The organism is Bradyrhizobium prioriisuperbiae (genome assembly GCF_032397745.1).
GTDB lineage: Bacteria > Pseudomonadota > Alphaproteobacteria > Rhizobiales > Xanthobacteraceae > Bradyrhizobium_A > Bradyrhizobium_A prioriisuperbiae.
Genome location: NZ_CP135921.1, coordinates 2,135,681 through 2,161,554, shown reverse-complemented (window position 1 = coordinate 2,161,554; position 25,874 = coordinate 2,135,681). Strand labels below are relative to the sequence as shown.

The following is a 25,874-nucleotide window of genomic DNA, read 5'->3' as shown; positions in this document are numbered from 1 at the left end:
GCGGGCTACGTTCTCGGCCCGCACAAGCGAAGTCTCTACGCTATCAGCGCGCGGCGGTGCGTTCAAACTGCCGCAGCATCTGGTTGCCGCGTTGCACTGCGGTGTCCAGGGCTTCCTTGGCGGTCTTCTTGCCGGCCAAAGCGGACTCGATCTCTTCCGACCAGACGTCGCGCAACTGCACCATGTTGCCGAGCCGCAGGCCGCGCGAGTTCTCGGTCGGCTCCTTGTTGGTGAGCTCCAGCAGCGGCGTTTCCAGATAGGGGGCGTCCTTGTAGAAGCCGAGCTCCTTGGCCTTGGCGTAGGCGGCCTTGGTAATCGGCAGATAGCCGGACGCCTTGTGGATCGCCACCTGGCGGTCGGTCTCGGACAGGAAGGCGAGGAACTTGGCGACGCCCTTGTATTCGTCCGGCTTCTTGCCGCCCATCACCCACAGCGACGCGCCGCCGATGATCGAGTTCTGTGGCGCACCCGTGACGTCTGGATAGTAGGGCATCGGCGCGTTGGTCCAGTCGAACTTGGCATTGGCGCGCACATTGCCGAAGAAGCCTGATGACGTCAGGAAGATCGGGCATTCGCCGGAGGTGAAACGGCCCTCTGCATTGTTGGTGCGGCCGGAGTAGTCGTAGGTCTTGTCCTTCTGCAGCTCGATCAGGGTTTCGAGATGCTTGATCTGCACCGGACCATTGAACTTCAATTCGGTGTCGAAGCCATCCAGGCCGTTGGCCTTGGTGGCGAGCGGCAGGTTGTGCCAGGACGACAGCTGTTCGAGATTGGCCCATGTCACCCAGGCCGTGGAGAACCCGCAACTGGCGAAGCCCGCCGCATGCAGCTTCTTGGCGGCCGCGAACACCTCCGGCCAGGTCTTCGGAATCTCTGCGATGTCGGCCTTCTTCAACGCGTCCTTGTTGATCCACATCACCATGGACGACGAGTTGAACGGGAACGACAGCATGTCGCCCTTGGCGGTGGAGTAATAACCGGTGATCGCGGGGAGGTAAGCGTTCGGATCGAACTTTTCGCCGGTTTCCTGCATCAGCTTGTAGACCGGCTTCACCGCGCCGGTGGCGGCCATCATGGTGGCGGTGCCGACCTCGAACACCTGCAGGATGTGCGGCGCGTTGTTGGCGCGGAATGCGGCAATGCCGGCATTCATGGTGTCGGGATAGCTGCCCTTGTAGGAGGGAACCACCTTGTAGTCGCTCTGCGCGGCGTTGAATTCTTCCGCCAGCTTGACCACCACGTCGTTGTTGGCGCCGGTCAGGGCATGCCACCACTGGATCTCGGTCACCGCATGCGCGGGCGAGGCAAGCGCAACGAGGGCGGAGGCCAGCAGGCCAAAACCGATCCGGTGACGTGTCATCGATGAGCTCCTTGCGCGTGTTTCCAGCAAAGCCGTCGTCATGTGTGGGAAGCGCGTTAATTGCGCCGGACGACGTGCGTGTGACGCGGATGATGGTAAAGGCGGAAAGCGTTGGATGGAAAGCGGAAAATCTTCAGGCGGTCTCAGCAATCCGTCGGTGGGCGTAATGGATTGCGTGCCGCATCGCCCGGATGGCGGATGATGCGGCGCGACAATTCAGGGAAGGTCGACGCCGGATCCTTAGTCCGGCGGTCGAATCAGCGCTTGCGTTCGGGACCGCTGACCACACCCTTGGCGACCAGGCCGTCGATGTCGGCTTTTGAATAGCCGAACTCGGTCAGCACCTCTTCCGCGTGCTGGCTGAATTTCGGTGGCGTGCCGCGCAGCGATGCCTTGCTGCGGTCGAATCGGATCGGCGACGCCACGCCCTTGTACCAGTCCTTGGTGATCACATCGCCGCGGTGCGCGGTGTGGGCATTCTCCAGCGCCTTGTCGATCGACTGCACGGGACCGGCGGGAAGTCCGGCCGACAGCAGCCGGTCGCACAAGGGCTCGGTGTCGTGCTCCCTGAACACCGATTCCAGCTCGACGCGCAGCTCGGCGCGATTGATGACGCGGTCGCGGTTGCGCGCGAAACGTGGATCGGTGCCGAGGTCGGGCTTGCCGATCTCCTTGCACAGCTTGCGGAAGGTGCCGTCATTGCCGACGCCGGTGAAGATCTTGCCGTCGCGGGTGGCGAAGATCGCATAGGGTGACAGATTGGGATGCTCGTTGCCGGTCAGCGACGGCGGCTTGCCGTGTAGGAAATAGTTGGCGGTGTGCGGATGCATGATGGCGAGGCCGGTCTCGTACAGCGTGGTCTCGAGAAACTGGCCGAGGCCGGAGCGCTGCCGTTCCGCCAGCGCCATCAGGATGCCGACGGTGGCGAACAATCCGGTCGAGATGTCGACCAGCGGCACGCCGATCCGCATCGGGCCGCTCTCGGGCGAGCCGGTAGCCGCGATCATGCCGGTCATGGCCTGGATGATGGCATCGTAGCCGGGATTGCCGCCGCGCGGGCCATCGCCGCCGAAACCGGAAATCCGGCAATGGATCAGGCGCGGGAATTTTTCGCGCAGCACGTCATTGCCGATGCCCCATTTGTCCAGCGTGCCGGGCTTGAAATTCTCGATCAGGACATCGGCGCCCTCGAGCAGGGTCATCAGCACCTCGCGGCCGCCGGGGGAGGCGAGGTCGAGGCCGATCGAGCGCTTGTTGCGGTTGATGCCGATGAAATATGCCGCGTCGCCATCATGGAACGGAGGGCCCCATTCGCGCACTTCGTCGCCGGCGGGCGGTTCGACCTTGATGACGTCGGCGCCGTGATCGGCCAGCACCTGCGTGCAATAGGGGCCGCCGAGCACGCGTGTCAGATCGATCACGCGCAGTCCCGTCATTGCGCCGCCGGCAGCTTCTGAAGTCATGAGGTCAACCCTGGTTCCCGGATGATGATGGCAAAGCCATATCGGCGGCCGCTGGCTTGAGCCAGCCGCTTTCCGTCATGGCGTATTGCAAAAGTGGATACTGGTTTGGCCGTGCGATCAAGCGGGCGGCGATTGCGCGAGGCAATCAAGGCAGCGGGCCAACAGGCCGGCGCGTCGGATCAGATCGTAAAATTTCCACGGTGTGGAATAGATCGGGGAATTGGTGGAGCCAGGCGGGATCGAACCGCCGACCTCTTGCATGCCATGCAAGCGCTCTCCCAGCTGAGCTATGGCCCCTAACCGTCGCGCTGCCGGCAAATCAACCGGCGCGCGGCGAACCCTGAACACAAATCAGGGATGATCTCAAGTCTCTTCGTCGCCTCCGACGTCGCCAATGATGTCGGTGACGTCCTCGTCGCCTTCTTCTTCGTCGGCGATGAAGGTGGAATCGTCGTCATCGTCGTCGTCGAGGGTCTCGTCGATCTCGATGTCGTCTTCCGATTCCGGCACCGCCGCGGACACCTTGCCGGTATTTTCCTCGGCATCGGCTTCCTCGAGCGGCACGGTTTCCATCTCCGCGGCCTCCGGTGCCACATCCTCGGCGGCTGCCGATGCGCGCGCAGCTTCACCGCGGCTCACACGGGCCGGCGCGATGGGTGCAATCGGCACGACCTCGCCAGTATAGGGCGAGATCACCGGATTCTTATTCAAATCGTAGAATTTTTTGCCTGTCGTCGGACAGATACGCTTGGTTCCAAGCTCAGATTTGGCCACGTGCGAGAGTCCTGAAATGTCCTGAAAATTCGGTGCTTCACTTGGCGAGTTGAAGCGCTGCTGTCAATAGCGGGTTTCGGGCGAAGCTAAGGCATGATACGAGCCCCGCGCCATCGTTCACGACGGTCCGGACCGGGACCACGCTCAGGGACCACGATCTTGACACATTCCAGCTCGCCCGCCCGCCCGCTGCAGGCCAGCGCCAGTTCTGCCCTCACCGGGCAAGTGCGCGTCCCCGGCGACAAGTCGATTTCCCACCGCGCCCTGATCTTGGGGGCCCTGGCGGTCGGGGAAACCCGCATCACCGGGCTGCTCGAGGGCGAAGATGTCCTCAATACCGCCAAGGCCATGCAGGCCCTGGGCGCCAAGGTGGAGCGCACCGGCGAGACCGCCTGGTCGGTCCGCGGTGTCGGCGTGGCCGGATTTGCGGCGCCCGACAAGCCACTCGACTTCGGCAATTCCGGCACCGGCTGCCGGCTGGTGATGGGTGCGGTTGCCGGTTGCCCTGTTACGGCGACCTTCGACGGCGACGCGTCGCTCCGCGGCCGGCCGATGCGGCGGATTCTCGATCCGCTCGAACTGATGGGCGCCAAGGCCACCAGCTCAGCCGAGGGTGGACGGCTGCCGATGACACTGCAGGGCGCGCGCGATCCGCTGCCGATCCTGTACCGCACGCCGGTTGCGTCGGCGCAGATCAAGTCGGCGGTGCTGCTCGCGGGTCTCTCGGCGCCGGGCGTCACCACCGTGATCGAGGCGGAGGCGAGCCGCGACCACACTGAATTGATGCTCAAGCATTTCGGCGCGCAGGTCGTTTCGGAGAAGGAAGGCGTCCACGGCCGCAAGATCGCGCTGCAGGGGCAGCCGGAGCTTGTCGGCGCGCAGGTGGTGGTGCCGGCCGATCCGTCGTCGGCCGCGTTTCCGATCGTGGCCGCACTGGTGGTGGAGAATTCCGACATCGTGCTCACCGATGTGATGACAAACCCCCTGCGCACAGGGCTTTTCACGACTCTCAAGGAAATGGGCGCTTTCATTGAAGAGAGCCATCTGCGCGGCGATGCCGGCGAGCCGATGGCGCAATTGCGGGTGCGCGGATCTAAGCTGCGCGGCGTCACCGTGCCACCGGAGCGCGCGCCGTCGATGATCGACGAGTATCTGGTGCTTGCGGTGGCGGCGGCTTACGCCGAAGGCACCACCATCATGCGCGGCCTGCAGGAACTGCGGGTCAAGGAATCCGATCGGCTTGAGGCGACGGCCGCCATGCTGCGCGTCAACGGCGTGAAAGTGGAGATCTCCGGCGACGATCTGATTGTCGAGGGTCGCGGCCATGTGCCCGGCGGCGGTCTGGTCGCCACCCACATGGACCATCGCATCGCGATGTCGGCGCTGGTGATGGGCCTCGCCTCCGACGCGCCGGTCAAGATCGACGATTCCAGCTTCATTGCCACCAGCTTCCCGGATTTCGTGCCGATGATGCGGCGGCTCGGCGCGGAGATCGCATGATCATCGCCATCGACGGACCGGCCGCCTCGGGCAAGGGCACGCTCGGCAAGCGGCTTGCGGCGCATTACGGCTACCGCCATCTCGACACCGGGGTGATCTATCGTGCGGTGGCCAAGGCGCTGCTGGACGCCGGTTTCGAACTGACCGACGAGGCCCGCGCGGTGGCTGCCGCCCAGGCGCTCGATCCGGAGACCTTTGGCGATCCGGCCCTGAAGAGCCAAGCCGTGGGCGGAGCCGCGTCGGTGGTGTCGGCGATCCCGGCCGTGCGCCAGGCGCTGGTCGATTTTCAGCGGCAGTTCGCCGCCGGGGCACCGGGGGCGGTGCTGGACGGCCGCGATATTGGAACCGTGATCTGCCCCGACGCCGATGTGAAGATTTTCGTGGTCGCGGCCCCCGAAATCCGGGCCCGCCGCCGCACCCTGGAAGCGGAGGCCCGAGGAGAGCCTGCCGACGAGGCGCTGATCCTTGCCGATATCCTCAGCCGCGATGAACGCGACCGGAACCGGGCCGCGGCCCCTTTAAAACAAGCCACCGATGCGGTCTTGCTCGATAATTCGCATTTGGATATAGAAGGCGGCGTCCGGGCCGCCATCGCAATTGTCGAGGCTGTCCGAGCGGGCCGGTCCAGGGTCTAACTCCCTGCCGTCATTGGAGGAATGCCCGCTCCCGGTCTCTGGCCCGATTGGCCTCAGGTGCGTTTCACCTGAAGAACCCCGGACAAGATAACCATCGCATCGTTCGTGCAGGCATTCTGCCGGCCCGTTTTTGCTGATCCTTCGTTTGAGGGTTTCCTCGCTGGAGGTTTGCAGGACGGTTGTCGGGGTTGCGGACCCCGGCCCTTCACGCGTGATGCGCCCTTAACCCCGAACTGCCGGCAAGACACCGCATCTGGAGAACAAATGGCTGCATCTACCGCTACCTCCTACAATCCGTCTCGTGACGATTTCGCCGCAATGCTCGACGAGAGCTTCGGCGGTGGCAACCTGCAGGAAAGCTCTGTCATCAAGGGCAAGGTCGTCGCCATCGAGAAGGACATGGCCGTCATCGACGTCGGCCTGAAGACCGAAGGCCGCGTGGCGCTTCGTGAGTTCGCCGGCCCCGGCCGCGACAGCACCCTCAAGGTGGGTGACGAGGTCGAAGTGTTCCTCGACCGGATCGAAAATGCACTCGGCGAAGCCGTGCTGTCCCGCGACAAGGCCCGTCGCGAAGAGAGCTGGGGCAAGCTCGAGAAGGCCTTCCAGAACAACGAAAAGGTCAACGGCGTCATCTTCAATCAGGTCAAGGGTGGCTTCACCGTCGACCTCGACGGCGCAGTCGCCTTCCTGCCGCGCTCGCAGGTGGACATCCGTCCGATCCGCGACGTCGGCCCGCTGATGAACAATTCGCAGCCGTTCCAGATCCTCAAGATGGACCGCCGCCGCGGCAACATCGTGGTGTCGCGCCGCACGGTTCTCGAAGAGACCCGCGCCGAGCAGCGCCAGGAGCTGGTGCAGAACCTCGAAGAGGGTCAGGTCATTGACGGCGTGGTCAAGAACATCACCGATTACGGTGCGTTCGTTGATCTCGGCGGCATCGACGGCCTGCTGCACGTCACCGACATCGCGTGGCGTCGCGTCAATCACCCGACCGAAGTGCTGACCATCGGTCAGACGGTCAAGGTGAAGATCATCAAGATCAACCACGAGACCCACCGCATTTCGCTCGGCATGAAGCAGCTGCTGGACGATCCGTGGCAGGGCATCGAGGCCAAGTATCCGCTGAACTCGCGCTTCACCGGCCGCGTCACCAACATCACCGACTACGGCGCGTTCGTCGAGCTCGAGCCCGGCATCGAAGGCCTGATCCACGTCTCCGAGATGTCGTGGACCAAGAAGAACATGCACCCCGGCAAGATCGTGTCGACCTCGCAGGAAGTCGAAGTGCAGGTTCTCGAAGTCGATTCGTCGAAGCGCCGCATTTCGCTCGGTCTCAAGCAGACCATGCGCAATCCGTGGGAGACCTTCGTCGAGAAGTATCCGGTCGGCGCCACTGTCGAAGGCGAAGTCAAGAACAAGACCGAGTTCGGTCTGTTCCTCGGCCTCGACGGCGACGTGGACGGCATGGTGCATCTCTCCGACCTCGACTGGAAGCTTCCGGGCGAGCAGGTCATCGACAACTTCAAGAAGGGCGACATGGTCAAGGCCGTGGTGCTCGACGTCGATGTGGAGAAGGAGCGCATCTCGCTCGGCATCAAGCAGCTCGAAGGCGATCCCTTCGCCGAGCCGGGCGATGTCAAGAAGGGCGCTGTCGTCACTTGCGAAGTGCTGGACGTGAAGGAAGGCGGCATCGACGTGCAGATCGTCGGCACCGACTTCAACACCTTCATCAAGCGCTCGGAGCTGGCGCGTGATCGGTCCGAGCAGCGCTCGGAGCGTTTCGCGGTCGGCGAGAAGGTCGATGCCCGCGTCATCCAGTTCGACAAGAAGGCCCGCAAGGTCCAGGTGTCGATCAAGTCGCTGGAAGTGGCCGAAGAAAAGGAAGCCATCGCGCAGTACGGATCGTCGGATTCGGGTGCGACGCTGGGCGACATCCTCGGCACCGCGCTCAAGCAGCGTGGCGACAAGTAAGACATAAGGGTTATCCCTTACGTGAAAGGGCTCCGGCATCGCCGGGGCCCTTTTTTTATCGAGCCGGGTTTGGGATCAGGAGCCGCGCCGCACGTGGCGCCGGATCATGCAAACGCATCGATCGATTCGCCGGATGCCGCGGGCGCACGCACCCCATCCGGGGCGGGTTTCCCCTCGCCGGAAAATGCTCTACTGAAACGATATGTGTGGGCCGGTGTTGCGGAAATGCCCGCACCACCATGGTTTTTTCATATTGCGTTGCAATTGATCAAATCAGGTTACGGCATTTCAACGCCACGCCGACATGACCTTGGCGCGTGGCGGAAGCTCAGGAGAGATCCGATGTCATACGAACCCGATGCGATCGTCGACCGCCGCCGGATCCGCCGGAAGCTGACGTTCTGGCGCGTGCTTGCGACTGTGGCGGCGATTGTCGCCATCGTGGTGATTGCCGTGGTGCTGACGCCGGCCGGGCGCAATGCGCTGACCGGACGCAATGCGATTGCACGGGTGACCATCGAGGGCCTGATCCAGAGCAATCGGGATCGTGTCGAGGCGCTGGAGCGCCTGGAGAAATCATCCGCCTCCGCGGTGATCGTTCACCTCAATTCCCCCGGCGGCACCACCGCTGGCTCCGAGCAGCTGTATGATGCACTGGTGCGGCTGAAGGCGAAAAAGCCGCTGGTGGTGGTGGTCGATGGACTGGCGGCCTCGGGCGCCTATATCACCGCGCTGGCGTCGGACCACATCATCGCGCAGCAGACGTCACTGGTCGGTTCGATCGGCGTGCTGTTTCAGTTCCCCAACTTTTCAGAAGTCCTCAAGACTGTCGGTGTCAAGGTCGAAGAGGTGAAATCGTCGCCGCTGAAGGCTGCGCCCAACGGGTTCGAGCCGACCAGCCCCGAGGCGCGAGCCGCGCTTGAGATGCTGGTGAAGGATTCCTACGCCTGGTTCCGCAACCTGGTCAAAGATCGCCGCAAGATGGATGACGACACCCTGCAGACTGTGGCCGATGGCCGCGTCTTCACCGGCCATCAGGCGGTCGGCCTGAAACTGATCGACCAGATTGGTGACGAAAAAACCGCGATCGCCTGGCTGGTCACGGAGAAGAAAATCCCTGCCGATGCGCCGGTCCGCGATTTCAAGCTGACGCCTGGTCTCAGCGACATGACGTTCTTGCGGGCGGCAACGTCGTTGACGCTCGATGCGGTCGGTCTGTCCGCGATGGCGCGGCGGCTCGAGCAGTCGGGTGTTTTCCAGGCCGTGGACCGCGTCAGTCTCGACGGCATGCTCGCGCTCTGGCAACCGGCGGCCTCGCAATGACCGCCGTGAATCCCGGTTCCAGCGCGCCGCAGCAAACGACGAAGGCTGGGACAGGCCGCCTTTTGGGCATTTGTCACGCAGTTTCGCGGTGTCGCAAAAGCAATTAACGTCTTGACAGTTCCTTGCCTTTTCACAGAAATGGTAGCTCGCATGATCCATGGACACCGGTGTCGATGATTAAATCTGAACTCGTTCAGCGCATCGCCGAGCACAATCCGCATCTCTATCAGCGGGACGTGGAGAATATCGTGAACGCGATCCTCGACGAAATTGTCGCCGCTCTCGCGCGCGGCGATCGTGTCGAGCTGCGTGGCTTCGGTGCATTCTCAGTCAAGCATCGCCCCGCGCGCGCCGGCCGCAACCCGCGCACCGGCGAGCATGTGCCGGTCGATCAGAAGAGCGTCCCGTTCTTCAAGACCGGCAAGGAAATGCGCGAGCGGCTCAATCGGGAGCTGAACGGCGAGAGCGTCGTCACGCCGGAGCCGGCCGGATCCATTTAAGGTCGGCCCACAGCCAGCTCGGTATGTGGGCCGTCTGTTATGTGGGCTCATGGACAAGGCCGACGCTTCACCGGGCCTTGTCATCGGGTCTTGCGCTTCACTGGGTCGTGCACTTGGTTGTGCTCCTGCGGTGGCAGGTTCGGTGCTAGGTTGATCCGGACCGTTTCGATCATCGTGCGCGAGGGATCATGCTGCGAAAATTCGTCAACGCTCTGGTGCTGATCCCGCTTGCGGTGATCTTCGTGGTGTTCGCGGTCGCCAACCGCCATTTGGTGACGGTGTCGTTCGATCCATTTAACACCAGCGCCCCCTCGGTCTCGGTGACCCTGCCGCTGTTCGTGGTGATCATTCTTGTTGCGATCTTCGGCGTGGTGGCGGGCGGTGCGGCCACCTGGTTCCGGCAGCGTCGCTGGCGGCGTGCGGCGCGCCAGCACGAGGCGGAGGCCCGCACGGCCCGCCTGCAGCTCGACGATCTGCGTGCCAGCCGGGCGCCGGCCCGCAGCGTTCCGGACCAGGTCCCGGCGCTGCTGCACCGCGCGAGATAGGGCCGAAACCGGCGGCGGTTCTGCCCCGGACATGCCGGCGATCTCTGCGAGACAAGGCCGGCGCAACGTTGTAGAACCCGCCCCGTCGATCGGCCCGAACCATCTGTCCGGAAACCTGTTTTCAGCGATGTCCCTGCTTGTCAAAATCTGTGGTCTGTCCACCTCCGAGACGCTCGAAGCGGCGCTCGCGGCGGGCGCGGATATGGTGGGATTCGTGTTCTTCGCGCCGTCGCCCCGCAACATCGATCTGGCAACTGCCCGCGAATTGGGCAGGCAGGCGAGGGGGCGTGCCGTCAAGGTGGCGTTGTCGGTCGACGCCGACGATGCGGCGCTCGCCAATGCCATCGACGCGCTGCAGCCGCAGATCCTGCAGCTGCACGGCAACGAGAGCGTGGCGCGCCTGCGTGACATCAAGCAGAAGTTCGGCCTGCCGGTGATGAAGGCGATCCCGGTCGAGACCTCGACCGATCTCGCCGCGCTGCCGGGCTACGCGTCGGTCGCCGATCGTATCCTGTTCGATGCGCGGGCGCCAAAGGATGCAACTCGTCCCGGCGGACTTGGCAAACCGTTCGACTGGCATCTGCTCGAGCGCCTCGATCTCAAGATTCCGTTCATGGTGTCGGGCGGGCTCGATGCCGGCAATGTCGCCGAGGCGCTGCGCTTCACCGGCGCCGGTGGCGTCGATGTGTCGTCGGGCGTGGAGCGCGCGCCGGGCGTCAAAGACATCGAGAAGATCCGCGCCTTCATCAGCGCCGCGCGTGCCGCGGCCGCCACCTCCGAGCCAACCCTGACTGCGAGCCGCGCATGAATCTGCCGTTACCGAATTCCTTCCGCAGCGGTCCCGACGAGCACGGGCATTTCGGCCAGTTCGGCGGACGCTTTGTCGCCGAAACGCTGATGCCGCTGATCCTCGATCTGGAAAAGGCTTATGCGGATGCCAAGGCCGATCCGGCCTTCCGGCGCGAGATGGACGGCCATCTCAGGGATTATGTCGGACGGCCGTCGCCGCTGTATTTCGCCGAGCGGCTGACCGAACATCTCGGCGGCGCCAAGATCTATTTCAAGCGCGAGGAGCTCAACCACACCGGCTCGCATAAGGTCAACAATGTGCTGGGCCAGATCATGCTGGCGCGGCGGATGCGCAAGCCGCGTATCATTGCCGAGACCGGCGCCGGCCAGCACGGTGTCGCTACTGCGACGCTGTGCGCGCGGTTCGGCCTGGATTGCGTGGTGTACATGGGCGCCGTCGACGTCGCGCGGCAGGAGCCGAACGTGTTCCGCATGGAGACGCTCGGCGCCAAGGTGGTCCCGGTGCAGTCCGGTTCGCGCACCCTGAAGGACGCCATGAACGAGGCGCTGCGCGACTGGGTGACCAACGTTTCCGACACCTTCTATTGCATCGGCACGATTGCCGGGCCGCATCCGTATCCGATGATGGTGCGCGACTTCCAGTCGATCATCGGCGACGAGACGCGCACCCAGATGCAGGCGGCTGAAGGTCGGCTGCCCGATTCGCTGATCGCCTGTATCGGCGGCGGCTCCAACGCCATGGGCCTGTTTCATCCGTTCCTGGACGATGCCAGCGTCGAGATCTTCGGCGTGGAAGCGGCCGGCCATGGCCTGACGCAGCTGCATGCCGCCTCGATTGCCGGCGGCCGGCCTGGCGTGCTGCATGGCAATCGCACTTATCTCTTGATGGACGACGACGGCCAGATCCAGGAAGCGCACTCGATCTCCGCCGGTCTGGATTATCCCGGCATCGGGCCGGAGCATTCATGGCTGCATGAGACCGGCCGTGTCACTTACCTCTCGGCGACCGACGAGGAAGCGCTCTCGGCGTTCCAGCTGTTGTCGAAACTCGAAGGCATCATTCCGGCGCTGGAGTCGGCCCATGCCATCGCCAAGGTGATGGAGCTCGCGCCGAAGCGGCCGAAGGATCACCTGATGGTGGTGAATTTGTCCGGCCGCGGCGACAAGGACATCCCGCAAGTCGCCGAAATTCTGAAAGGCCGCAAGTGACGGTCGCGCTCCGCTCTTCCCTTTTCACCCGGCTGCTGCGCAGCCGACCTCTCCCCGATGAGGAGAGGTACAGCACAACGAACGCCGCATCATGACCACGCGCATCGATACCCGTTTTGCCGACCTGAAGCGCGAGGGCCGCGCGGCCTTCGTCACCTTCGTGATGTGCGGCGACCCCGACATTGCGACCTCGCTTGAGATCATCAAGGCGTTGCCCAAGGCCGGCGCCGACGTCATCGAAATCGGCATGCCGTTCACCGATCCGATGGCCGACGGTCCGGCGATTCAGGCCGCTGGCCTGCGCGCGCTGAAGGCTGGCACCACGCTGAAGAAAACCCTCGATGTTGTCAGCACCTTCCGCAAGGATGACAACGCCACGCCGGTGGTGCTGATGGGTTACTACAATCCGATCTACATCTATGGCGTCGACAAATTCCTGATCGATGCGAAGTCCGCCGGCGTCGACGGCCTGATCCTGGTCGACATGCCGCCGGAAGAGGATGAGGAGCTCTGCATCCCCGCCCTCAAGGCCGGGCTGAACTTCATCCGCCTGGCGACGCCGACCACCGATGATAAGCGCCTGCCGGCCGTGCTCGCCAACACCTCGGGCTTTGTCTATTACGTCTCGATCACCGGCATCACCGGCAGCGCAAGCGCCGACAGCACGGCTGTCGGCCAGGCGGTGGCGCGGATCAAGCGCCATACCGCTTTGCCGGTCTGCGTCGGTTTCGGCATCAGGACACCGGAGGCGGCGCGTGCGATCGCAAGCCATGCCGACGGTGTGGTGGTCGGTACCGCGCTGGTCGACGCGGTGCGTGGCAGCCTCGATAGCGAGGGCCGGGCCACGGCCAGCACGGTGAAGGCGGTGGCCGATCTGACCGCGGCGCTCGCACATGGCGTGCGCGGCGCCAAACAGGCCGCCGAATAGCTTTTTACCCCTGCCCCCTTGTCGCGGGGGCGCCCAAACCGCACATCAATGCGGTGATGGAGGTTGCACCATGAACTGGATCACCAACGTCGTCCGTCCGAAGATCCGCAGCATCCTGCGCCGCGAGACGCCGGAGAATCTCTGGATCAAGTGCCCGGATTCCGGGCAGCTGGTGTTCTACAAGGATGTCGAGAGCAACCAGTTCGTCATTCCCGGCTCGAACTACCACATGCGCATGGGCGCGGTGGCGCGGCTGAAGTCGATCTTCGACAACGAAACCTGGTTCGACGTGGCGGTGCCCGATGTCACGCCCGATCCGCTGAAATTCCGTGATGAGCGCAAGTACGTCGATCGCATCAAGGACGCCCGCGCTAAGACCAACCTGAACGATTCCGTGAAGGTCGGTTACGGCAAGCTGGAAGGCGCGCCGGCCGTGGTCGTGGTGCAGGATTTCGATTTCATGGGCGGCTCGCTCGGCATGGCCGCGGGCGAAGCCATCGTCAAGGGCCTCGAGCTCGCGGTGGAGAAGCGCTCGCCCTGCATCGTGTTCGCCGCCTCCGGTGGCGCGCGGATGCAGGAAGGCATCCTGTCGCTGATGCAGCTGCCACGCACCACGGTCGCGGTGCAGATCCTGCGCGAGGCCAAGCTGCCCTATATCGTCGTGCTCACCAATCCGACCACCGGTGGTGTCACGGCGTCGTACGCCATGCTTGGCGACGTGCAGATCGCCGAGCCCGGTGCCCTGATCGGTTTTGCCGGCGCGCGGGTCATCGAGCAGACCATTCGCGAAAAGCTCCCCGAAGGGTTTCAACGCGCGGAATATCTGAAGGACCATGGCATGATCGACATGGTCGTGCACCGTCACGAGCTGCGCCCGACACTGGCGCGGCTCTGTCGCCTGCTGATGAAGGCGCCGGCTGTCGAGGTCCAAGCGCCAAAGTCCGCACCCGCGGATGCGTTGCCGCCGCCGGATCCGGCCGTCATCGCCGCGCCGCCCGCGTGAGTGCTCCCGCGGCAAAACCGCTGCCTGCTCTCGACGAGATCCTGGCGCGGCTGTCTGCGTTGCATCCCAAGCGGATCGATCTGACGCTGGACCGGATGCTGCGGATTCTCGAACGCCTGGATCATCCGGAGCGCAAGCTGCCGCCGGTTATCCATGTGGCCGGGACCAACGGCAAGGGATCGACCGTCGCCTATTTGCGCGCGATCCTTGAAGCCGCTGGCTTGCGCGTGCATGTCTACACCTCGCCGCATCTGGTGCGGATCAATGAGCGCTTTCGCCTTGGGCAGGTCGGCGGCGGCGTGCTGGTGACCGACGATCAATTGCGGGCGGCGCTGGCGCATTGCGAAGAGGTCAACGGCGGTGATCCCATCACCATTTTCGAGATGGAAACAGCGGCGGCGCTGACACTGTTCGCGCAGCATCCCGCCGATGCAGTGCTGCTGGAAGTCGGCCTTGGCGGTCGTCTCGACGCCACCAATGTGATCGAGGCGCCTGCGGTCAGCGTCATTACCCCGATCGGGATCGATCACCAGGATTTCCTCGGCGACACCCTGCTGAAGATAGCGGCCGAAAAAGCCGGCATCATCAAAAAACGTGTACCGGTGGTGTGCGCCGAGCAAGGGCCGGAAGCTGCCGCCGTGATCGAAAGCCAAGCCAGCCGGGCGCGCGCGCCGCTGCACGCCGCGGGGCAGGAGTGGCATGTCAATGTCGAGCGCGGCCGTCTGGTCTATCAGGACGAGCGCGGCCTGCTTGATCTCTCCGCGCCGCGCCTGTTCGGCCGCCATCAGTTCGACAATGCCGGGCTCGCCATCGCAGCTTTACGCGCGACCGATGTCTTCAAGATCGACCCCGCCGCGTTCGAAGCCGGCATTGCACGGGCGGAATGGCCGGCGCGCATGCAGCGGCTCACCACCGGCGCGCTGGTGGCCGCGGCGCCGGTCCATTGCGAGATCTGGCTGGACGGTGGCCACAACATCGACGGCGGCCGTGTGGTGGCTGCGGCACTGGGTGATCTGGAAGAGCGCGTCTCGCGCCCGCTGGTGGTCATCGCCGGCATGATGGGCAACAAGGATGCACGCGGCTTCCTGGCGAATTTCGCAGGTCTCACCCGGCACATCATCGCGGTCGCGATCCCCGATCAGGACAATGGGATGCCGGTGGACGTGCTGACCGATGCCGCCCGCCATCTCGGCATGCGGGTGGAATCGGCTGTCAGTGTCGAGGCGGCGCTGCGCGTCATCGCGCGGCTCGCCTATGAAGTGCCGCCGCGCATCCTGATCACCGGTTCGCTTTATCTCGCCGGCCATGTGCTGGCGGTGAACGGCACGCCGCCGAAATAGGGCCGCGTGCGGATCACGACGCATCACAACATTGAGTGTCCTTCGGTGTCATGCTCTGCAGACGTCCGCCCCAGAAGGCTCTCAACGCGTCGGCCAGATCGCGCGGATTGTCTTCCTGGACGTTGTGGCGCGCGCCGGCGATGCTGACCCAGCGTCCGTCGGGGAAACGCGCGGTGAAATCGCGCGCCGCGTCTTCGGTGACAATGGGGCTTTCCCGACCCCTGGCCAGCAGGAACGGCGCGGCCATGCCGGGAACACGCGCCTCGAAACCTGCGAGATGTTTCAGGATCATGTCATAATCCCACGGACGACGGCGGTCGCTCTTCCATACGAGGCGCCCGTCCTCGCCGCGTTTCAGCAAGGTACGCATCCGATACTGAAGGCGTTCTCGATCGCTGTTGGGACTCACCGCAAGCGCCATCTCAACCACCTCAGTCACTGTCGCGGCGCCAGGAAAGTCCGCCATGAAGCTGCGCATGCGTGCCGTTGCCGCGAAGACGGGCCGTGAGGTCACATCGACCATGACGAGGCTTTCGGTGCGATCGGGGTGGCGCAGTGCGAATTCACACCCGACCGTCCCGCCCAGCGACATGCCGACGATGTGGGTGCGTTCGATCCCGAGGCCGTCGAGAGCGGTCAAGAGGTCGGTCGCGTAGCTTTGTATTGAATAGTCGTCGGCCCAATCACTGGCGCCGTGACCGCGCAGGTCGATCGCAAAAACTCGAAAATCCGCCCGCAGCGCAAGGGCGACATAGTCCCAGGTGTGCGCGGTGAGCGCGCCGCCGTGCAGCAGCAGCACCGGAGGGCCGTTGCCGCCCCCAATCGAGGGCGTGAATGCGGGGTCCGCCCCGCGCGCGGAAGCTCCGCGCGTGCGGCGGTGTGAGGTCGGTCAAGGCAATGCCGAGCCGGTCGGCTATTCGCGCCAGGGCCTCGGGATGCCAATCGTCCATAGACAATCCGCTTACTTAGGGTATCCTAAGTAAGCGTTAGCAACGCAGGAATGTCAATGACCACGCGACAACGTCGAACACCGCAAGAGGCGAAGTTTGCGATCCTGGATGCAGCGGAGCAGCGGCTGCACGACGAGGGTCCCGAAGGCGTGCGCATCCAGCGCATCGCCGCCGATCTGGGGATCACCGACGCGGCGGTGCACTACCATTTCGGCACGCGCGAAGCGTTGATGGATGCCCTCCTGCGTCGCATTGGGCGACGGCTGGTGGATGACATTGAAGCAACCATCGAAAGCTGGGCGCCCGATCAGATTGACGTTGCCGCGCTCGGCCGGCTGTTTCAGCGCGCTTATGCGGACGAACGCGCCGCCAGGCTGGCCCTCTGGCTGAGCGTCACCGGCTGGCGGCCAAAGGGATCAGGCATGCTCGCGCCGCTGGTCGAGCGCGTTCATCGCGCGCGGATTGACTCCGCGCGAAAAGCCAAGCGGCCGGCTCCGCCGAAGTCTGATACCCAATACGCCATTGCTCTGTTGAGCGCGGCCCACATGCATGCGGCGATGTCGGGCGAAAGCTTGCTCGCAAGTGTTGCCCAGGATCCCGCCGGCTTAAGCCAGCAGGATTTCCTCGGCTCAGCCGTCGCGTTGATCGCGCGTCATCTTGCGGAGAGCTGACCAAACGGCAGGCCCGCCGTGGCGCGCAATCGTGCTTTATCTTCGCCGCTGTGCATGATCTTTTCGAACCATCTTCGTGCTGTCCTATCTCTGTTTTGAAAGGCCTCCCAATGCAGTTTGCCGCAATCGCCGACATTCACGGCAACAGTGATGCATTGGAGGCCGTGCTTGCCGACATCGACGCGCAGGGCATCACCGACATCGTCAATCTCGGCGATGTCGCCAGCGGCCCGCTGGAGGCGCGGCGCACCATCGAGTTGTTGATGGCGCGCGACATGGTGACGGTGCGTGGCAACCACGATCGGTTTCTGACCGACCTGTCGCTCGACGGCATGGGGCCGTGGGAGGCCGACGTCCACGGCCAGCTCGAGCGCGTTCATCTCGACTGGCTGCGCGCGCTGCCGATGACAGAGGTGTTTCGCAACAGTGTTTTTCTGTGCCACGCGACGCCCGTGCACGACGAAACCTACTGGCTCGAAACCGCGCGTCCGGACGGCACGGTCGCCTTGGCGCCGCTGGCCCAGATCGAAAAATTTGCGGAAGGAATTTCGCAGTCGCTGATCCTGTGCGGACACAGCCATCTGCCACGCGTGGTGCGCCTCCCCGATGGCCGTTTGATCGTCAATCCCGGCAGCGCCGGCTGCCCCGGTTACTCCGATCCGACCCACGCGGTGCCGCATGTGGTGGAAACCGGCACGCCGGATCCCTGCTACGCCATTCTCGACAACAGCAGTGGCCGCTGGCAGGTGACGTTCCGTTATGTGCCGTACGATCCCGCACGCATGATCGCGCTAGCGCAGAGCAAGGGGCGCGGCACCTGGGTTCGCGCACTCGGCAGCGGCTGGGTACGTTAGGCTTCAGCGCAAGTGCGAGGATTCGGACGTGTGGCGAAGCCGTTGAATTCATGCTAGGCTTCGATCATGCCGAACCAGAAAAAGATGCCCGAAAAAGCAAGCCGAACCGGTTACGTGATTGGCCGGGACAGCTTCACCAAGATCAGCTCGGTCGAAGGCATTCGTTTGTCGGCGGCGATGGTCAGGCGGGCCGAAAATTCGACGGCGAAGGGCCTTTCGGCCGAAGACGCCCGCAAGACCATCATTCGGGCGCATCGCAAGGGCTAAGCGCCGATCAGATGTACGATGCGAGCGATGATCCTTATACTTACGACCGCTCCACTGTCTTAAGGAACAAGCTGGATCTTCGCGAAGCCGCGGATTTGAATGCTTTCGAAGCGGAAATCAGCACGCAGCGTGCGACTGAGCCGTTGCCGGGCGGTGAATTGGATTTTGCACATTACTGTGCCGTGCATCATCATCTGTTTCAGGATGTCTACGAATGGGCGGGAAAGCCACGCTCGGTGCGCATCGCAAAGGGCGGTAATCCGTTTTGCTTTCCCGAAAATATCGAGAGAGTCAGGCAAATAAGCTATTCGGCGAACTCAAGGCCGCAAATTTCTATCAAGGTCTCTCAGCAAGCGATGGTGATGAGACTCGCCTGTGCGAGCTGATTGAGGAGCTCGTTGTCTGAGCTAGACGACGTCTGCTGTTCCATTTGCGTGAAGAACAATCATCAAAAACAAAACGGCCGGCGCGAGGCCGGCCGTCTCGTAATCACATGCGAGGCGCGATCAGACCGCGGTGTTGATCCACTGCTGCAGCTTCGCCTTCGGCGCGGCGCCGACCTGGCGCGAGGCCATCTCGCCGCCCTTGAAGATCATCAAAGTCGGGATCGACATCACGCCATACTTGGAGGCGGTCTGCGGATTCTCGTCGACATTGAGCTTCACGATCTTGACCTTCTCGCCCATCACGCCGGCGATCTCGTCAAGCGCGGGAGCGATCATGCGGCAGGGACCGCACCACTCGGCCCAGAAATCGACCACGACCGGTCCCGACGCCTTCAGGACCTCTGCTTCGAAATTGGCGTCCGATACCTTGCCGACCGACATGATGAGCCTCGTTGAACTGGGGAACGTGCGGAGATTCGCGCCAAAAAGATAAAACGAACCTATGAACGGCCTGTTGCCGGGTCAAGGCTCGTCACGAGGAGATGATGCGGGCCAGCTCTGCGTCCAGGACGGGAGCGGGAATCTCCATGATTTCAGCGGCTTCTGTCCACAGCAGCGCCGCCCGGACGATAGCCTGGGGATACAGGCGGCCGAGCAAAGCGCGGTACAGCGCGAGCTGGCGCAGATAGGCCGCCGGCGCCTCGGCCGCGGTCTTAGGCGGGTTGTGATTCGTCTTGTAGTCGATGATCAGGATCTCCGTCGGCGTCACCACCAGCCGGTCGATCTGGCCGGACACCAGCACCGGCGGCAGGCCGAATCGCGTGAGCCGCCCCACGATCGGAACCTCGGCGCGGCTGCCGGCGGCGAACACGGCCGCGAACTTCTCGGCCGCGATCAGTGCCGCGACCTGGTCGGCCAGCGCGGTGCGCTCGGTCTCGTCCCAGTCGGCGACATTGCGGGCGAGATGGCGCAGCGCCACCTCGCGCCGTCGTTCGGCGGCGATATCGGGCAATGACTGCAGCAGCCGGTGTACCAGCACGCCGCGCTTGAGCGCGCGGGCGCGCTGGGCTGCGGCTTCGCCGGGCTTGGTTTCATGTCCCGTGCCGTCGTCGGTTTCGGAGGGGCGCAACAGCACGGTGTCGATGCGGTCGCGCGGCGCCGATGTGCGCAGCCACGGTGGCAGCGGCGCGGTGCTTTCCGGCTCGGCCGCGGCAGAAATCGGCGCCGGCAGCAGCGGATCGGCCGATCGCGTGTAGTGGCGCACCGGGCCGTGGCGGGTCTCGATCGTCTCTTCCGCGAGATCGGACGTCTCGAGGCCCTTGCGGATCAGGTCATACCAGGAGTGCTCGCGCACCTCGTTGCGATTGCCGGGCATGCAGCCGCCGACAATCAGCCGGTCGGCGGCGCGGGTCATCGCCACATACAGCAGCCGCCGGTACTCGTCTTCGGTGTCGCCGGTCATGGCCGCGCGGGCGGCGGCGACGCTTGCGGGATCGTCGGCCTTGCGGCCGGCCCACACCACGCAGGTGCCGCCGGCGCCGTGTGCATGGGGCAGGCGGATCAGGCTGAGCCGCTGGGTGTCGGTCGGCGACGACGTGGTGTCGGCGAGGATCACCACCGGCGCTTCCAGGCCTTTGGCGCCGTGCACCGTCATCACCCGCACTTCGTCGCGCGAGATCTCCATGTCGCGCTTGATGTCGGTGTCGGCGGAGCGCAGCCAGGCCATGAAGCCCTGCAGCGAGGCGGGGCCGCGACGCTCATAACTCAGCGCCAGCTCCAGGAATTCGTCGAGCGCATCGTTGGCCTCGGCGCCCAGCCGCGCCAGCATCCGGGCGCGGCCGTCATCGCCGCCGAGCAGCCAGGCATAGAACGCGAACGGGGTGCCGCTGAGCGCGCGCGCTTCATAACTCTCCAGCCGCTGCAGTGTGGCCTTGAACACGAGATCACCGTCAGCATGTCGCGTCAGGGCATCACGCAGGCTGCCCTTGCGATCGTGGGCCAGGCGAAACAGCTCGTCGTCGCCGAGCCCGAACAGCGGGCTCTTCAGCGCCACCGCCAGCGCCAGGTCGTCGCGGCGAAACAGCAGCGCATCGGCGAGGTTCATCAGGTCGATGATCGCGATGTGCTCGGTCAGCTTCAGCCGGTCCGCGCCGGCCACCGGGATGCCGGATTGTTTCAGCGCCTGGATCACCGCACTGAAGGTCTTGCCGCGCCGGCGCACCAGGATCAGGATATCGCCATACCGCAGCAGGCGCCGTTTGCTCGCGATCCCGGTCGCGGTGCGCTCGGTGATGAGCGCCTTGATGCGGTCGCGGATGCGCTGCGCCAGTTTCACCTCGGGGCTCGTCTCCGACACTGCGTCGAACGGCGCCTGCCAGCCTTCCAGGTCCTGTCGCTCGTCGGCCTCCTGCAATTCCCACAGCTCGATCATGGCGGGCGCTGCGTCCTCCAGCGCCATGTGCGGCGCCATGCCGTCGGTGTCGGAGGTGACGCTGCGATAGATTTCCGGCGTCTTGAACGTGCTCTGCACCGCCTGCAGTACGCCGGCGCCGGAGCGGAAGGAATAGTTGAACACCACCGGGTCGAACGTCAGTTCGGCGGCCTCGAAACGGGATTTGAAGCGGCCACGGCGCAGGTCGAACTCGCGCGGCGCCGCGCCCTGGAACGAGAAGATCGACTGCTTCTCGTCGCCGACGGCGAAAATGGTGCGCTTGATGCCGCCGCGCGCGCCCGCGCCGGAGGTGAATTCCGAGACGATATGCTCGACGATGTCCCACTGCCGCGGGCTGGTGTCCTGCGCCTCGTCGATCAGCACATGGTCGACGCCCTGGTCGAGCTTGAAGTGCACCCAGCTCGACGCGGTACGCTCCAGCATGGCCAGCGTCTTGTCGATCAGGTCGTCATAGTCGAGCAGGCCGCGCTCTTCCTTCTCGCGGCGGTAGTTGTCGGCGGCGGCGGTGGCGATCACCAGCAGCGCCCGGGTGCGGTCGCGAATGGCGACGGCGCGGCGGCGCTGCAACAGTGCCAGCACCCGCGACGCTTCGCGCTCCAGCGCCGCTGCAAGGCCCGGATTGTCCTTGGCGAGAGATTTGGTCAGCAGCGATTTGCGCAGTTCGCCCGCGCCGGTGAAGAAAATGCCGAGATAAGCCTCGACCTGCGCGGTGCCGCTGAGGCTGAGGGCCAGTTGCAGCCGCTCCGCCTGGTCGCCGTCAGACTTCGAGCCATTGGCAAACTGCGCTGATATCGCGGCCCAGTCGATGCGCGGCAGATGCGGCCCATCCACGATCTCGCCTTCGATCTGCTCGAGACTGTCGCCGGGCACGACGCCGAGTGCCTGGTTCAGCTGCGCCAGCGCCGTGTCGAGGGTACGGGCCTGATGGGTCCAGGCCTGAAAATAGTCGCGGCTGAGCACCGCTTCGCGCACCACATCGCGGAAGGTGACATCGGCGGCGCTGGTCATGGCGGTGGCGAGCGCCTGGCCGGCCAGGCTGTCGGACTTCGCCGCGGCGTCGAGCAGCACCTTGAGGCTGGCGCGTTCCATCAGGTCGTTCTGGTCGCGGTCATCCAGCACGCTGAAGCGCGCCGGCACATTCGCTTCGAACGGAAACTGCTGCAGCAGCCGGGTGCACAGCGCGTGGATGGTCTGCACCTTCAGGCCGCCCGGCGTCTCCAGCGCGCAGGCGAAGAGCTCGCGCGCGCGACGCCGCATCGCCGGTCCAGTGGTTGCGCCGGCATCGCGGATCGCGGCGTCGAGGGCCGTATCGTCAAGCGTGATCCAGTGCCCGAGCGTTTCGAACACCCGCTCCGCCATGTTGGCAGCGGCGGCCTTGGTGAAGGTGATACAGAGGATCTTTTCCGGCGCCACGTCGGCGAGCAGCAGCCGGATCACCCGCTGCACCAGCACGTGGGTCTTGCCCGAACCGGCATTGGCCGAGACGAACACCGAGGCCGCGGGATTGGAGGCGCGCGTCTGTTTGGCGCGAGCGTCCTGCGGAATGAGGCGCGGACCACTCACAGCTCGTCTCCGCCATCGCCGGCCGCCGACCATTCCTTGATGCGGGCAAGGTCGTCATAGTCGCCGTAGCGGTTCGCCCACATGGTGAGGTTCAGCGACGTGTAGGCCTGGTCCTCGTTTTCGAACTTGCGGATCAGCGCCTCCAGCTTGTTGCGCGCCTCGATCGCCGCTTCATCGGGAGAAATCGCCGGATCGGTGCGTCGGTCGCGTGTCAGCTCCAGCGGCTCGGCCTTGCCGGGCGGCGTGTTGCCGCTGAGGCGGACATACATCAGCTCGCCGACGGACGATCCCGCCGGGATGCCCTCGAAGCCGCCTTCGCGCAGAATCGCGGTTTCCAGTGTCAGCTGCGGCGACAGCCCCATCCGCACTTGCTTGCCGGTCGGCGGCGCGCCGGTCTTGTAGTCGAGAATGGCGTAATCGCCGCCATTGCGCCGGTCGATGCGGTCGGCGCGGGCGGACAATGTGAAGGCGCGGCCGCGGCTGAGCGGAATGACGATCTCGCCGCGGGTTTCCGCCGTGATGCCGGCGATCATGGTGCGCCGTTCGATTTCCCAGTTGGCAAACCAGGCGATGATGCGCTGGAAGCGCGGCCACCACAGCGCTCGGGCTTCGGGGCGGTCCATCAGCGGCACGAACGCTTTTTCACCGATCGCGCGCAGCGCCCGCACCGGATCCTGTGGCAGGTGGTCGCTGTACACTTGGGTGAAATCGCCGATGGCGGCATGGATCGCCGAGCCGCGGTCGGCGGCGGACAGCGGCATGTCGATGGGATCGAGTTTCTGCAGCGTCAGGATGCGCCGGGCATAGATCGTGTAGGGATCGCGCAGCCAGTCCTCGATCTCGGTGACCGACATTTTCAGCGGACGCGTGGCGCGCGGCGGCTTCGGCTGCGGCCGGCCGATCGGGCGCACCGCATTGGGGCGGTCGAGCGCCGCGGCCCAGGCGAGATAAGTGTCGCCCTTGGCCGTGGCCGCGGTCCAGTGCGTGTCGCCGGCGACAGCTTCCAGCCGATGCAGAAAGCGCGAGGCCACCGCCGGTGCACCGCCGACCTTGGCGGCATGGCTGAGGATCACGTCTTTCGCGCCGAGCAGTTGCGCAAAGTCGTGGGCCGAGAGGCCGATGCGCCGCTCCGGCAGATCGAGGCCGAGCTTATGCCGCATCGGGCGATTGAGCCAGGGGTCGATGCGCGGCTCCGGCGGCCACACGCCTTCGACCAGGCCGCCGAGAATGACGCAGTCGTTGGTGGTGAGGCGCGCTTCCAGCGGACCGTAGATGCGCAGCCGCGCATGGGCGACCGGTGGTCGCCGCACGATGCGATCGCCGAATGCGGTCTGGAACACGTCGGGATAGTCCGACAGCGGCAGCGGCACGCCGCTGGGCGAACCGTCATCGGGCAGCTCATCAAAGGCATGCGCCAGCGCCAAGCCGTCGCTGCCCTCGAAGGCGACGGCAATGCCGGAGGCATCCTGCGACAGGGCGTCGATGACCTTGCGATGGCGGGCCGCGATATCAGCAAGATCATGCGCCTTGCCGACGGCAAGTTGTTCGAGCGGCGCGAACGCCGTGGCGAGGCGCGCGATCAGGTCGTCGACACCAGCCAGTGCCGTTCCGTCGAGGCGGCTGCGTGGCTCGGAGCGATGCAGCAGCGAAGGCTCGCCGCGCGCCTGCTTGGCGAGTTCGCCGCGGAAGCTGTCGAAGTCGCGGCGCAGTCCCTGGGTGCCGCCCTGCGGGCGGGTGCCGCGCAGCAGTGCCAGTTCGAGGTCGGCGATGGCGGTGGTGAATGTGCCAGCGCGCTGCCCCAGCCGCAGCAGCGGGTGCTTCAGCAGCGCCAGCAGTGTGGCCGGTGCCAGATTGTCGGTGGCCGCGGCCGCGACCAGCCGCGCGAACAGGCCGGCGGAGGTGTCCATCAGGGAATCGCCGCCGGAATCGTCGAACGCCAGCCTCCAGCGATCGAGTGCGGCCATCACGCGGCGCGCCAGCGCCCGGTCCGGTGTCACCAATGCCACGGTCTTGTCTGCGGTCTCGTAAGATTCGCGCATCGCCACCGCGATCGCCAGCGCCTCCATGTCCGCGGTCGGCGCGGCGATCACCGCAAGCTCGGTCATGCCGTCGGCGATGCGCTGGCTGATGACGGCGTCAGTCAGGCGCTGATGCCATTGCGCGGTGGCGCTGGCCGGCCGCAGCGCTTCGGATGTCAGCAGTTCGCGTCCCTGCGGCGCATGGACCTCCAGCGGCACAACATCGTCGCGTGACAGGCCGAAACGCTCCAGCAGCGCATGCAGCGCGAATTGCGGATGGCCGGGTGACGGCATCGACAGCGTGGCGCCGTTGCGATCCTGGGTGCCGCCGATCAACTGCCAGGCGGCGGCATCGAGATCAGTGTCGAGTCCCGGCAGCACCACAGCCCCATGCGGCAGCTTGGCGATGACGTGCAGGAACTTCGCGGTGGCCGGCATCGATCCGGTGGAGCCGGCGGCGATCACTGGGCCGGTCGGCTGCGTGGCAAGCCGCGTGGCTTCCGCTTCGATCAACTGGTCGCGGCGCTGTGCCGGCTCGATCTTGTCGCGTTCCTTCAAATAGTCCGGCCACGCCTTGGTGGCGATGTGCAGGAATTTCAGCGTTTGCTGCCAGTACACATCGAGGTTGTCGGGCACGAGCTGCGTCAGCGCCTGCCATGGCACCTCGCGCGTGGTCATGTCGTCCATCAGCCGTGCGAGGTCGTCGGCCAGCGCCAGTGTCGAGGCGGGGCCGCCGATCACCAGCGGCGCGTCGGCGGGATTTTTCGGCGCGGTGGTCTTTGCCCAGGCGCCGATCAGCTGCGCCAGCACCAGCCGCCGCTCCAGGCCGCCGAGCGCCGGCGGAATATCGAGACTGAGCAGCGGGGCGTGTGCGGCCGCCTGCGCGAAGGCGAGTTCGTCCTCGTCGATGTCGCCGAGCGGCAGGATCCGCGGCAGCACCACGGCGTCGGTCTGCAGCACGTCCAGGAACACTTCGCGCGCCATCCGGCCGGCGCGCCGTGTCGGCAGATACAGCGTGACGTCGGCCAGCCGTTCCGGTTGCCGGCGCGCCTCGAATCCCTCGATCAGCCGGCCGTCGACCAGCGCCGTGATCAGGGCCGGCAGGAAGGGAACCGAGGCTGGAATATTGAAGACGTGCATACCAAATCCGGAGCCGCGCCTGATTCGATGGCGCCATCATGAAATGGCTTAAAGCATATTTTAGCGGCGTAGTGAGGACGAACGCCACGATCTTTCAACGGACAGCCAAGATCAGGAACGAGCCGTGGGGCAGCGGCGTTCTCGTTGACACATCCCGCTGAAACGGCCAGCCTGTCGTTCGTGGACGGAGGCCTTCGCTGACAGTCCCCGCA

At 64.9% G+C, this 25,874-nt stretch carries 21 protein-coding genes and 1 tRNA gene; 14 read left to right on the top strand and 8 right to left on the bottom strand.

The features are described 5' to 3' along the window. Positions 1-43 precede the first annotated feature (43 nt). The 4 genes from ugpB to RS897_RS10055 form a co-directional block, all read right to left on the bottom strand. Positions 44-1,360 carry a sn-glycerol-3-phosphate ABC transporter substrate-binding protein UgpB gene (ugpB, locus tag RS897_RS10070; protein ID WP_315836419.1) on the bottom strand — a complete coding sequence of 439 codons (1,317 nt, stop codon included), beginning with the start codon at positions 1,358-1,360 and terminating at the stop codon, positions 44-46. Between the two features lie 257 nt (positions 1,361-1,617). Next, on the bottom strand, positions 1,618-2,823 hold the full coding sequence (locus RS897_RS10065) for a CaiB/BaiF CoA transferase family protein (protein WP_315836418.1): 1,206 nt from the start codon (positions 2,821-2,823) through the stop codon (positions 1,618-1,620). A gap of 221 nt (positions 2,824-3,044) precedes the next feature. Next, positions 3,045-3,120: transfer RNA gene (locus RS897_RS10060), tRNA-Ala, on the bottom strand. 66 nt (positions 3,121-3,186) lie between these two features. Then, entirely contained in the window at positions 3,187-3,597 is a 411-nt protein-coding gene (locus RS897_RS10055) for a TIGR02300 family protein (protein WP_315836417.1), read from the bottom strand. A 159-nt stretch (positions 3,598-3,756) separates the two neighbouring features. Here RS897_RS10055 and aroA point away from each other — a divergent pair, with 159 nt between their 5' ends. The 11 genes from aroA to RS897_RS10000 all read left to right on the top strand — a co-directional run bounded on the left by aroA (position 3,757) and on the right by RS897_RS10000 (position 15,361). Beyond that, positions 3,757-5,097, top strand: a complete 1,341-nt coding sequence (gene aroA, locus RS897_RS10050; protein ID WP_315836416.1) for a 3-phosphoshikimate 1-carboxyvinyltransferase — start codon at positions 3,757-3,759, stop codon at positions 5,095-5,097. Then, the gene (gene cmk, locus RS897_RS10045) at positions 5,094-5,732 is read left to right on the top strand and encodes a (d)CMP kinase (RefSeq protein ID WP_315836415.1); all 639 of its coding nucleotides are present in this window, start codon (positions 5,094-5,096) and stop codon (positions 5,730-5,732) included. Before aroA ends, cmk begins: the two co-directional genes overlap by 4 nt. A 264-nt stretch (positions 5,733-5,996) precedes the next feature. Continuing rightward, positions 5,997-7,703, top strand: coding sequence for a 30S ribosomal protein S1 (rpsA, locus tag RS897_RS10040; protein WP_315836414.1), 1,707 nt, complete (start codon positions 5,997-5,999; stop codon positions 7,701-7,703). 342 nt (positions 7,704-8,045) lie between these two features. Beyond that, a complete protein-coding gene (gene sppA, locus RS897_RS10035) occupies positions 8,046-9,026 on the top strand; it encodes a signal peptide peptidase SppA (protein WP_315836413.1) in 981 nt (326 codons plus the stop codon). A gap of 173 nt (positions 9,027-9,199) precedes the next feature. Continuing rightward, positions 9,200-9,526 carry an integration host factor subunit beta gene (locus tag RS897_RS10030; protein WP_315836412.1) on the top strand — a complete coding sequence of 109 codons (327 nt, stop codon included), beginning with the start codon at positions 9,200-9,202 and terminating at the stop codon, positions 9,524-9,526. Between the two features lie 188 nt (positions 9,527-9,714). After that, on the top strand, positions 9,715-10,071 hold the full coding sequence (locus RS897_RS10025; RefSeq protein WP_407654459.1) for a lipopolysaccharide assembly protein LapA domain-containing protein: 357 nt from the start codon (positions 9,715-9,717) through the stop codon (positions 10,069-10,071). A gap of 127 nt (positions 10,072-10,198) precedes the next feature. Beyond that, the gene (locus RS897_RS10020) at positions 10,199-10,879 is read left to right on the top strand and encodes a phosphoribosylanthranilate isomerase (RefSeq protein WP_315836411.1); all 681 of its coding nucleotides are present in this window, start codon (positions 10,199-10,201) and stop codon (positions 10,877-10,879) included. Next, a complete protein-coding gene (gene trpB, locus RS897_RS10015; RefSeq protein WP_315836410.1) occupies positions 10,876-12,090 on the top strand; it encodes a tryptophan synthase subunit beta in 1,215 nt (404 codons plus the stop codon). Before RS897_RS10020 ends, trpB begins: the two co-directional genes overlap by 4 nt. 91 nt (positions 12,091-12,181) lie before the next feature. Then, positions 12,182-13,018, top strand: coding sequence for a tryptophan synthase subunit alpha (gene trpA, locus RS897_RS10010; protein ID WP_315836409.1), 837 nt, complete (start codon positions 12,182-12,184; stop codon positions 13,016-13,018). 70 nt (positions 13,019-13,088) lie between these two features. Next, complete coding sequence (accD, locus tag RS897_RS10005; RefSeq protein WP_315836408.1) at positions 13,089-14,021, top strand: acetyl-CoA carboxylase, carboxyltransferase subunit beta; 933 nt, start codon at positions 13,089-13,091, stop codon at positions 14,019-14,021. Continuing rightward, positions 14,018-15,361, top strand: coding sequence for a bifunctional folylpolyglutamate synthase/dihydrofolate synthase (locus RS897_RS10000; protein ID WP_315836407.1), 1,344 nt, complete (start codon positions 14,018-14,020; stop codon positions 15,359-15,361). Before accD ends, RS897_RS10000 begins: the two co-directional genes overlap by 4 nt. Positions 15,362-15,374: 13 nt before the next feature. Here RS897_RS10000 and RS897_RS09995 read toward each other — a convergent pair whose 3' ends face one another. After that, complete coding sequence (locus RS897_RS09995; protein ID WP_315836406.1) at positions 15,375-16,160, bottom strand: alpha/beta fold hydrolase; 786 nt, start codon at positions 16,158-16,160, stop codon at positions 15,375-15,377. Positions 16,161-16,361: 201 nt separating this feature from the next. On the opposite strand from RS897_RS09995, the gene RS897_RS09990 reads away from it, so the two are divergent. From RS897_RS09990 to RS897_RS09980, 3 genes are all read left to right on the top strand, one after another. Next, positions 16,362-16,982 (top strand): TetR/AcrR family transcriptional regulator, encoded by a 621-nt coding sequence (locus RS897_RS09990; protein WP_315836405.1) that lies wholly within the window; start codon positions 16,362-16,364, stop codon positions 16,980-16,982. 110 nt (positions 16,983-17,092) lie between these two features. After that, on the top strand, positions 17,093-17,836 hold the full coding sequence (locus tag RS897_RS09985) for a metallophosphoesterase family protein (RefSeq protein WP_315836404.1): 744 nt from the start codon (positions 17,093-17,095) through the stop codon (positions 17,834-17,836). Between the two features lie 50 nt (positions 17,837-17,886). After that, entirely contained in the window at positions 17,887-18,489 is a 603-nt protein-coding gene (locus RS897_RS09980) for a Fic/DOC family protein (protein ID WP_315836403.1), read from the top strand. A 120-nt stretch (positions 18,490-18,609) separates the two neighbouring features. Here the strand turns inward: RS897_RS09980 and trxA are convergent, their stop codons facing one another. The 3 genes from trxA to addB all read right to left on the bottom strand — a co-directional run bounded on the left by trxA (position 18,610) and on the right by addB (position 25,662). Then, a complete protein-coding gene (trxA, locus tag RS897_RS09975; RefSeq protein ID WP_315836402.1) occupies positions 18,610-18,930 on the bottom strand; it encodes a thioredoxin in 321 nt (106 codons plus the stop codon). A 91-nt stretch (positions 18,931-19,021) separates the two neighbouring features. Next, positions 19,022-22,504 carry a double-strand break repair helicase AddA gene (gene addA, locus RS897_RS09970; RefSeq protein WP_315836401.1) on the bottom strand — a complete coding sequence of 1,161 codons (3,483 nt, stop codon included), beginning with the start codon at positions 22,502-22,504 and terminating at the stop codon, positions 19,022-19,024. Then, positions 22,501-25,662, bottom strand: a complete 3,162-nt coding sequence (addB, locus tag RS897_RS09965; protein ID WP_315836400.1) for a double-strand break repair protein AddB — start codon at positions 25,660-25,662, stop codon at positions 22,501-22,503. Before addB ends, addA begins: the two co-directional genes overlap by 4 nt. Positions 25,663-25,874: the final 212 nt, after the last annotated feature.

Coding starts and splice junctions, on each gene's coding strand:
- addB (WP_315836400.1), bottom strand. CDS start 25,662: ATGCACGTCTTCAATATTCCAGCCTCGGTTCCCTTCCTGCCGGCCCTG.
- rpsA (WP_315836414.1), top strand. CDS start 5,997: ATGGCTGCATCTACCGCTACCTCCTACAATCCGTCTCGTGACGATTTC.
- accD (WP_315836408.1), top strand. CDS start 13,089: ATGAACTGGATCACCAACGTCGTCCGTCCGAAGATCCGCAGCATCCTG.
- trxA (WP_315836402.1), bottom strand. CDS start 18,930: ATGTCGGTCGGCAAGGTATCGGACGCCAATTTCGAAGCAGAGGTCCTG.
- RS897_RS09990 (WP_315836405.1), top strand. CDS start 16,362: ATGTCAATGACCACGCGACAACGTCGAACACCGCAAGAGGCGAAGTTT.
- ugpB (WP_315836419.1), bottom strand. CDS start 1,360: ATGACACGTCACCGGATCGGTTTTGGCCTGCTGGCCTCCGCCCTCGTT.
- sppA (WP_315836413.1), top strand. CDS start 8,046: ATGTCATACGAACCCGATGCGATCGTCGACCGCCGCCGGATCCGCCGG.
- RS897_RS10065 (WP_315836418.1), bottom strand. CDS start 2,823: ATGACTTCAGAAGCTGCCGGCGGCGCAATGACGGGACTGCGCGTGATC.
- RS897_RS09985 (WP_315836404.1), top strand. CDS start 17,093: ATGCAGTTTGCCGCAATCGCCGACATTCACGGCAACAGTGATGCATTG.
- RS897_RS10030 (WP_315836412.1), top strand. CDS start 9,200: ATGATTAAATCTGAACTCGTTCAGCGCATCGCCGAGCACAATCCGCAT.
- trpB (WP_315836410.1), top strand. CDS start 10,876: ATGAATCTGCCGTTACCGAATTCCTTCCGCAGCGGTCCCGACGAGCAC.
- trpA (WP_315836409.1), top strand. CDS start 12,182: ATGACCACGCGCATCGATACCCGTTTTGCCGACCTGAAGCGCGAGGGC.
- cmk (WP_315836415.1), top strand. CDS start 5,094: ATGATCATCGCCATCGACGGACCGGCCGCCTCGGGCAAGGGCACGCTC.
- RS897_RS10020 (WP_315836411.1), top strand. CDS start 10,199: ATGTCCCTGCTTGTCAAAATCTGTGGTCTGTCCACCTCCGAGACGCTC.
- RS897_RS09980 (WP_315836403.1), top strand. CDS start 17,887: ATGCTAGGCTTCGATCATGCCGAACCAGAAAAAGATGCCCGAAAAAGC.
- RS897_RS10025 (WP_407654459.1), top strand. CDS start 9,715: ATGCTGCGAAAATTCGTCAACGCTCTGGTGCTGATCCCGCTTGCGGTG.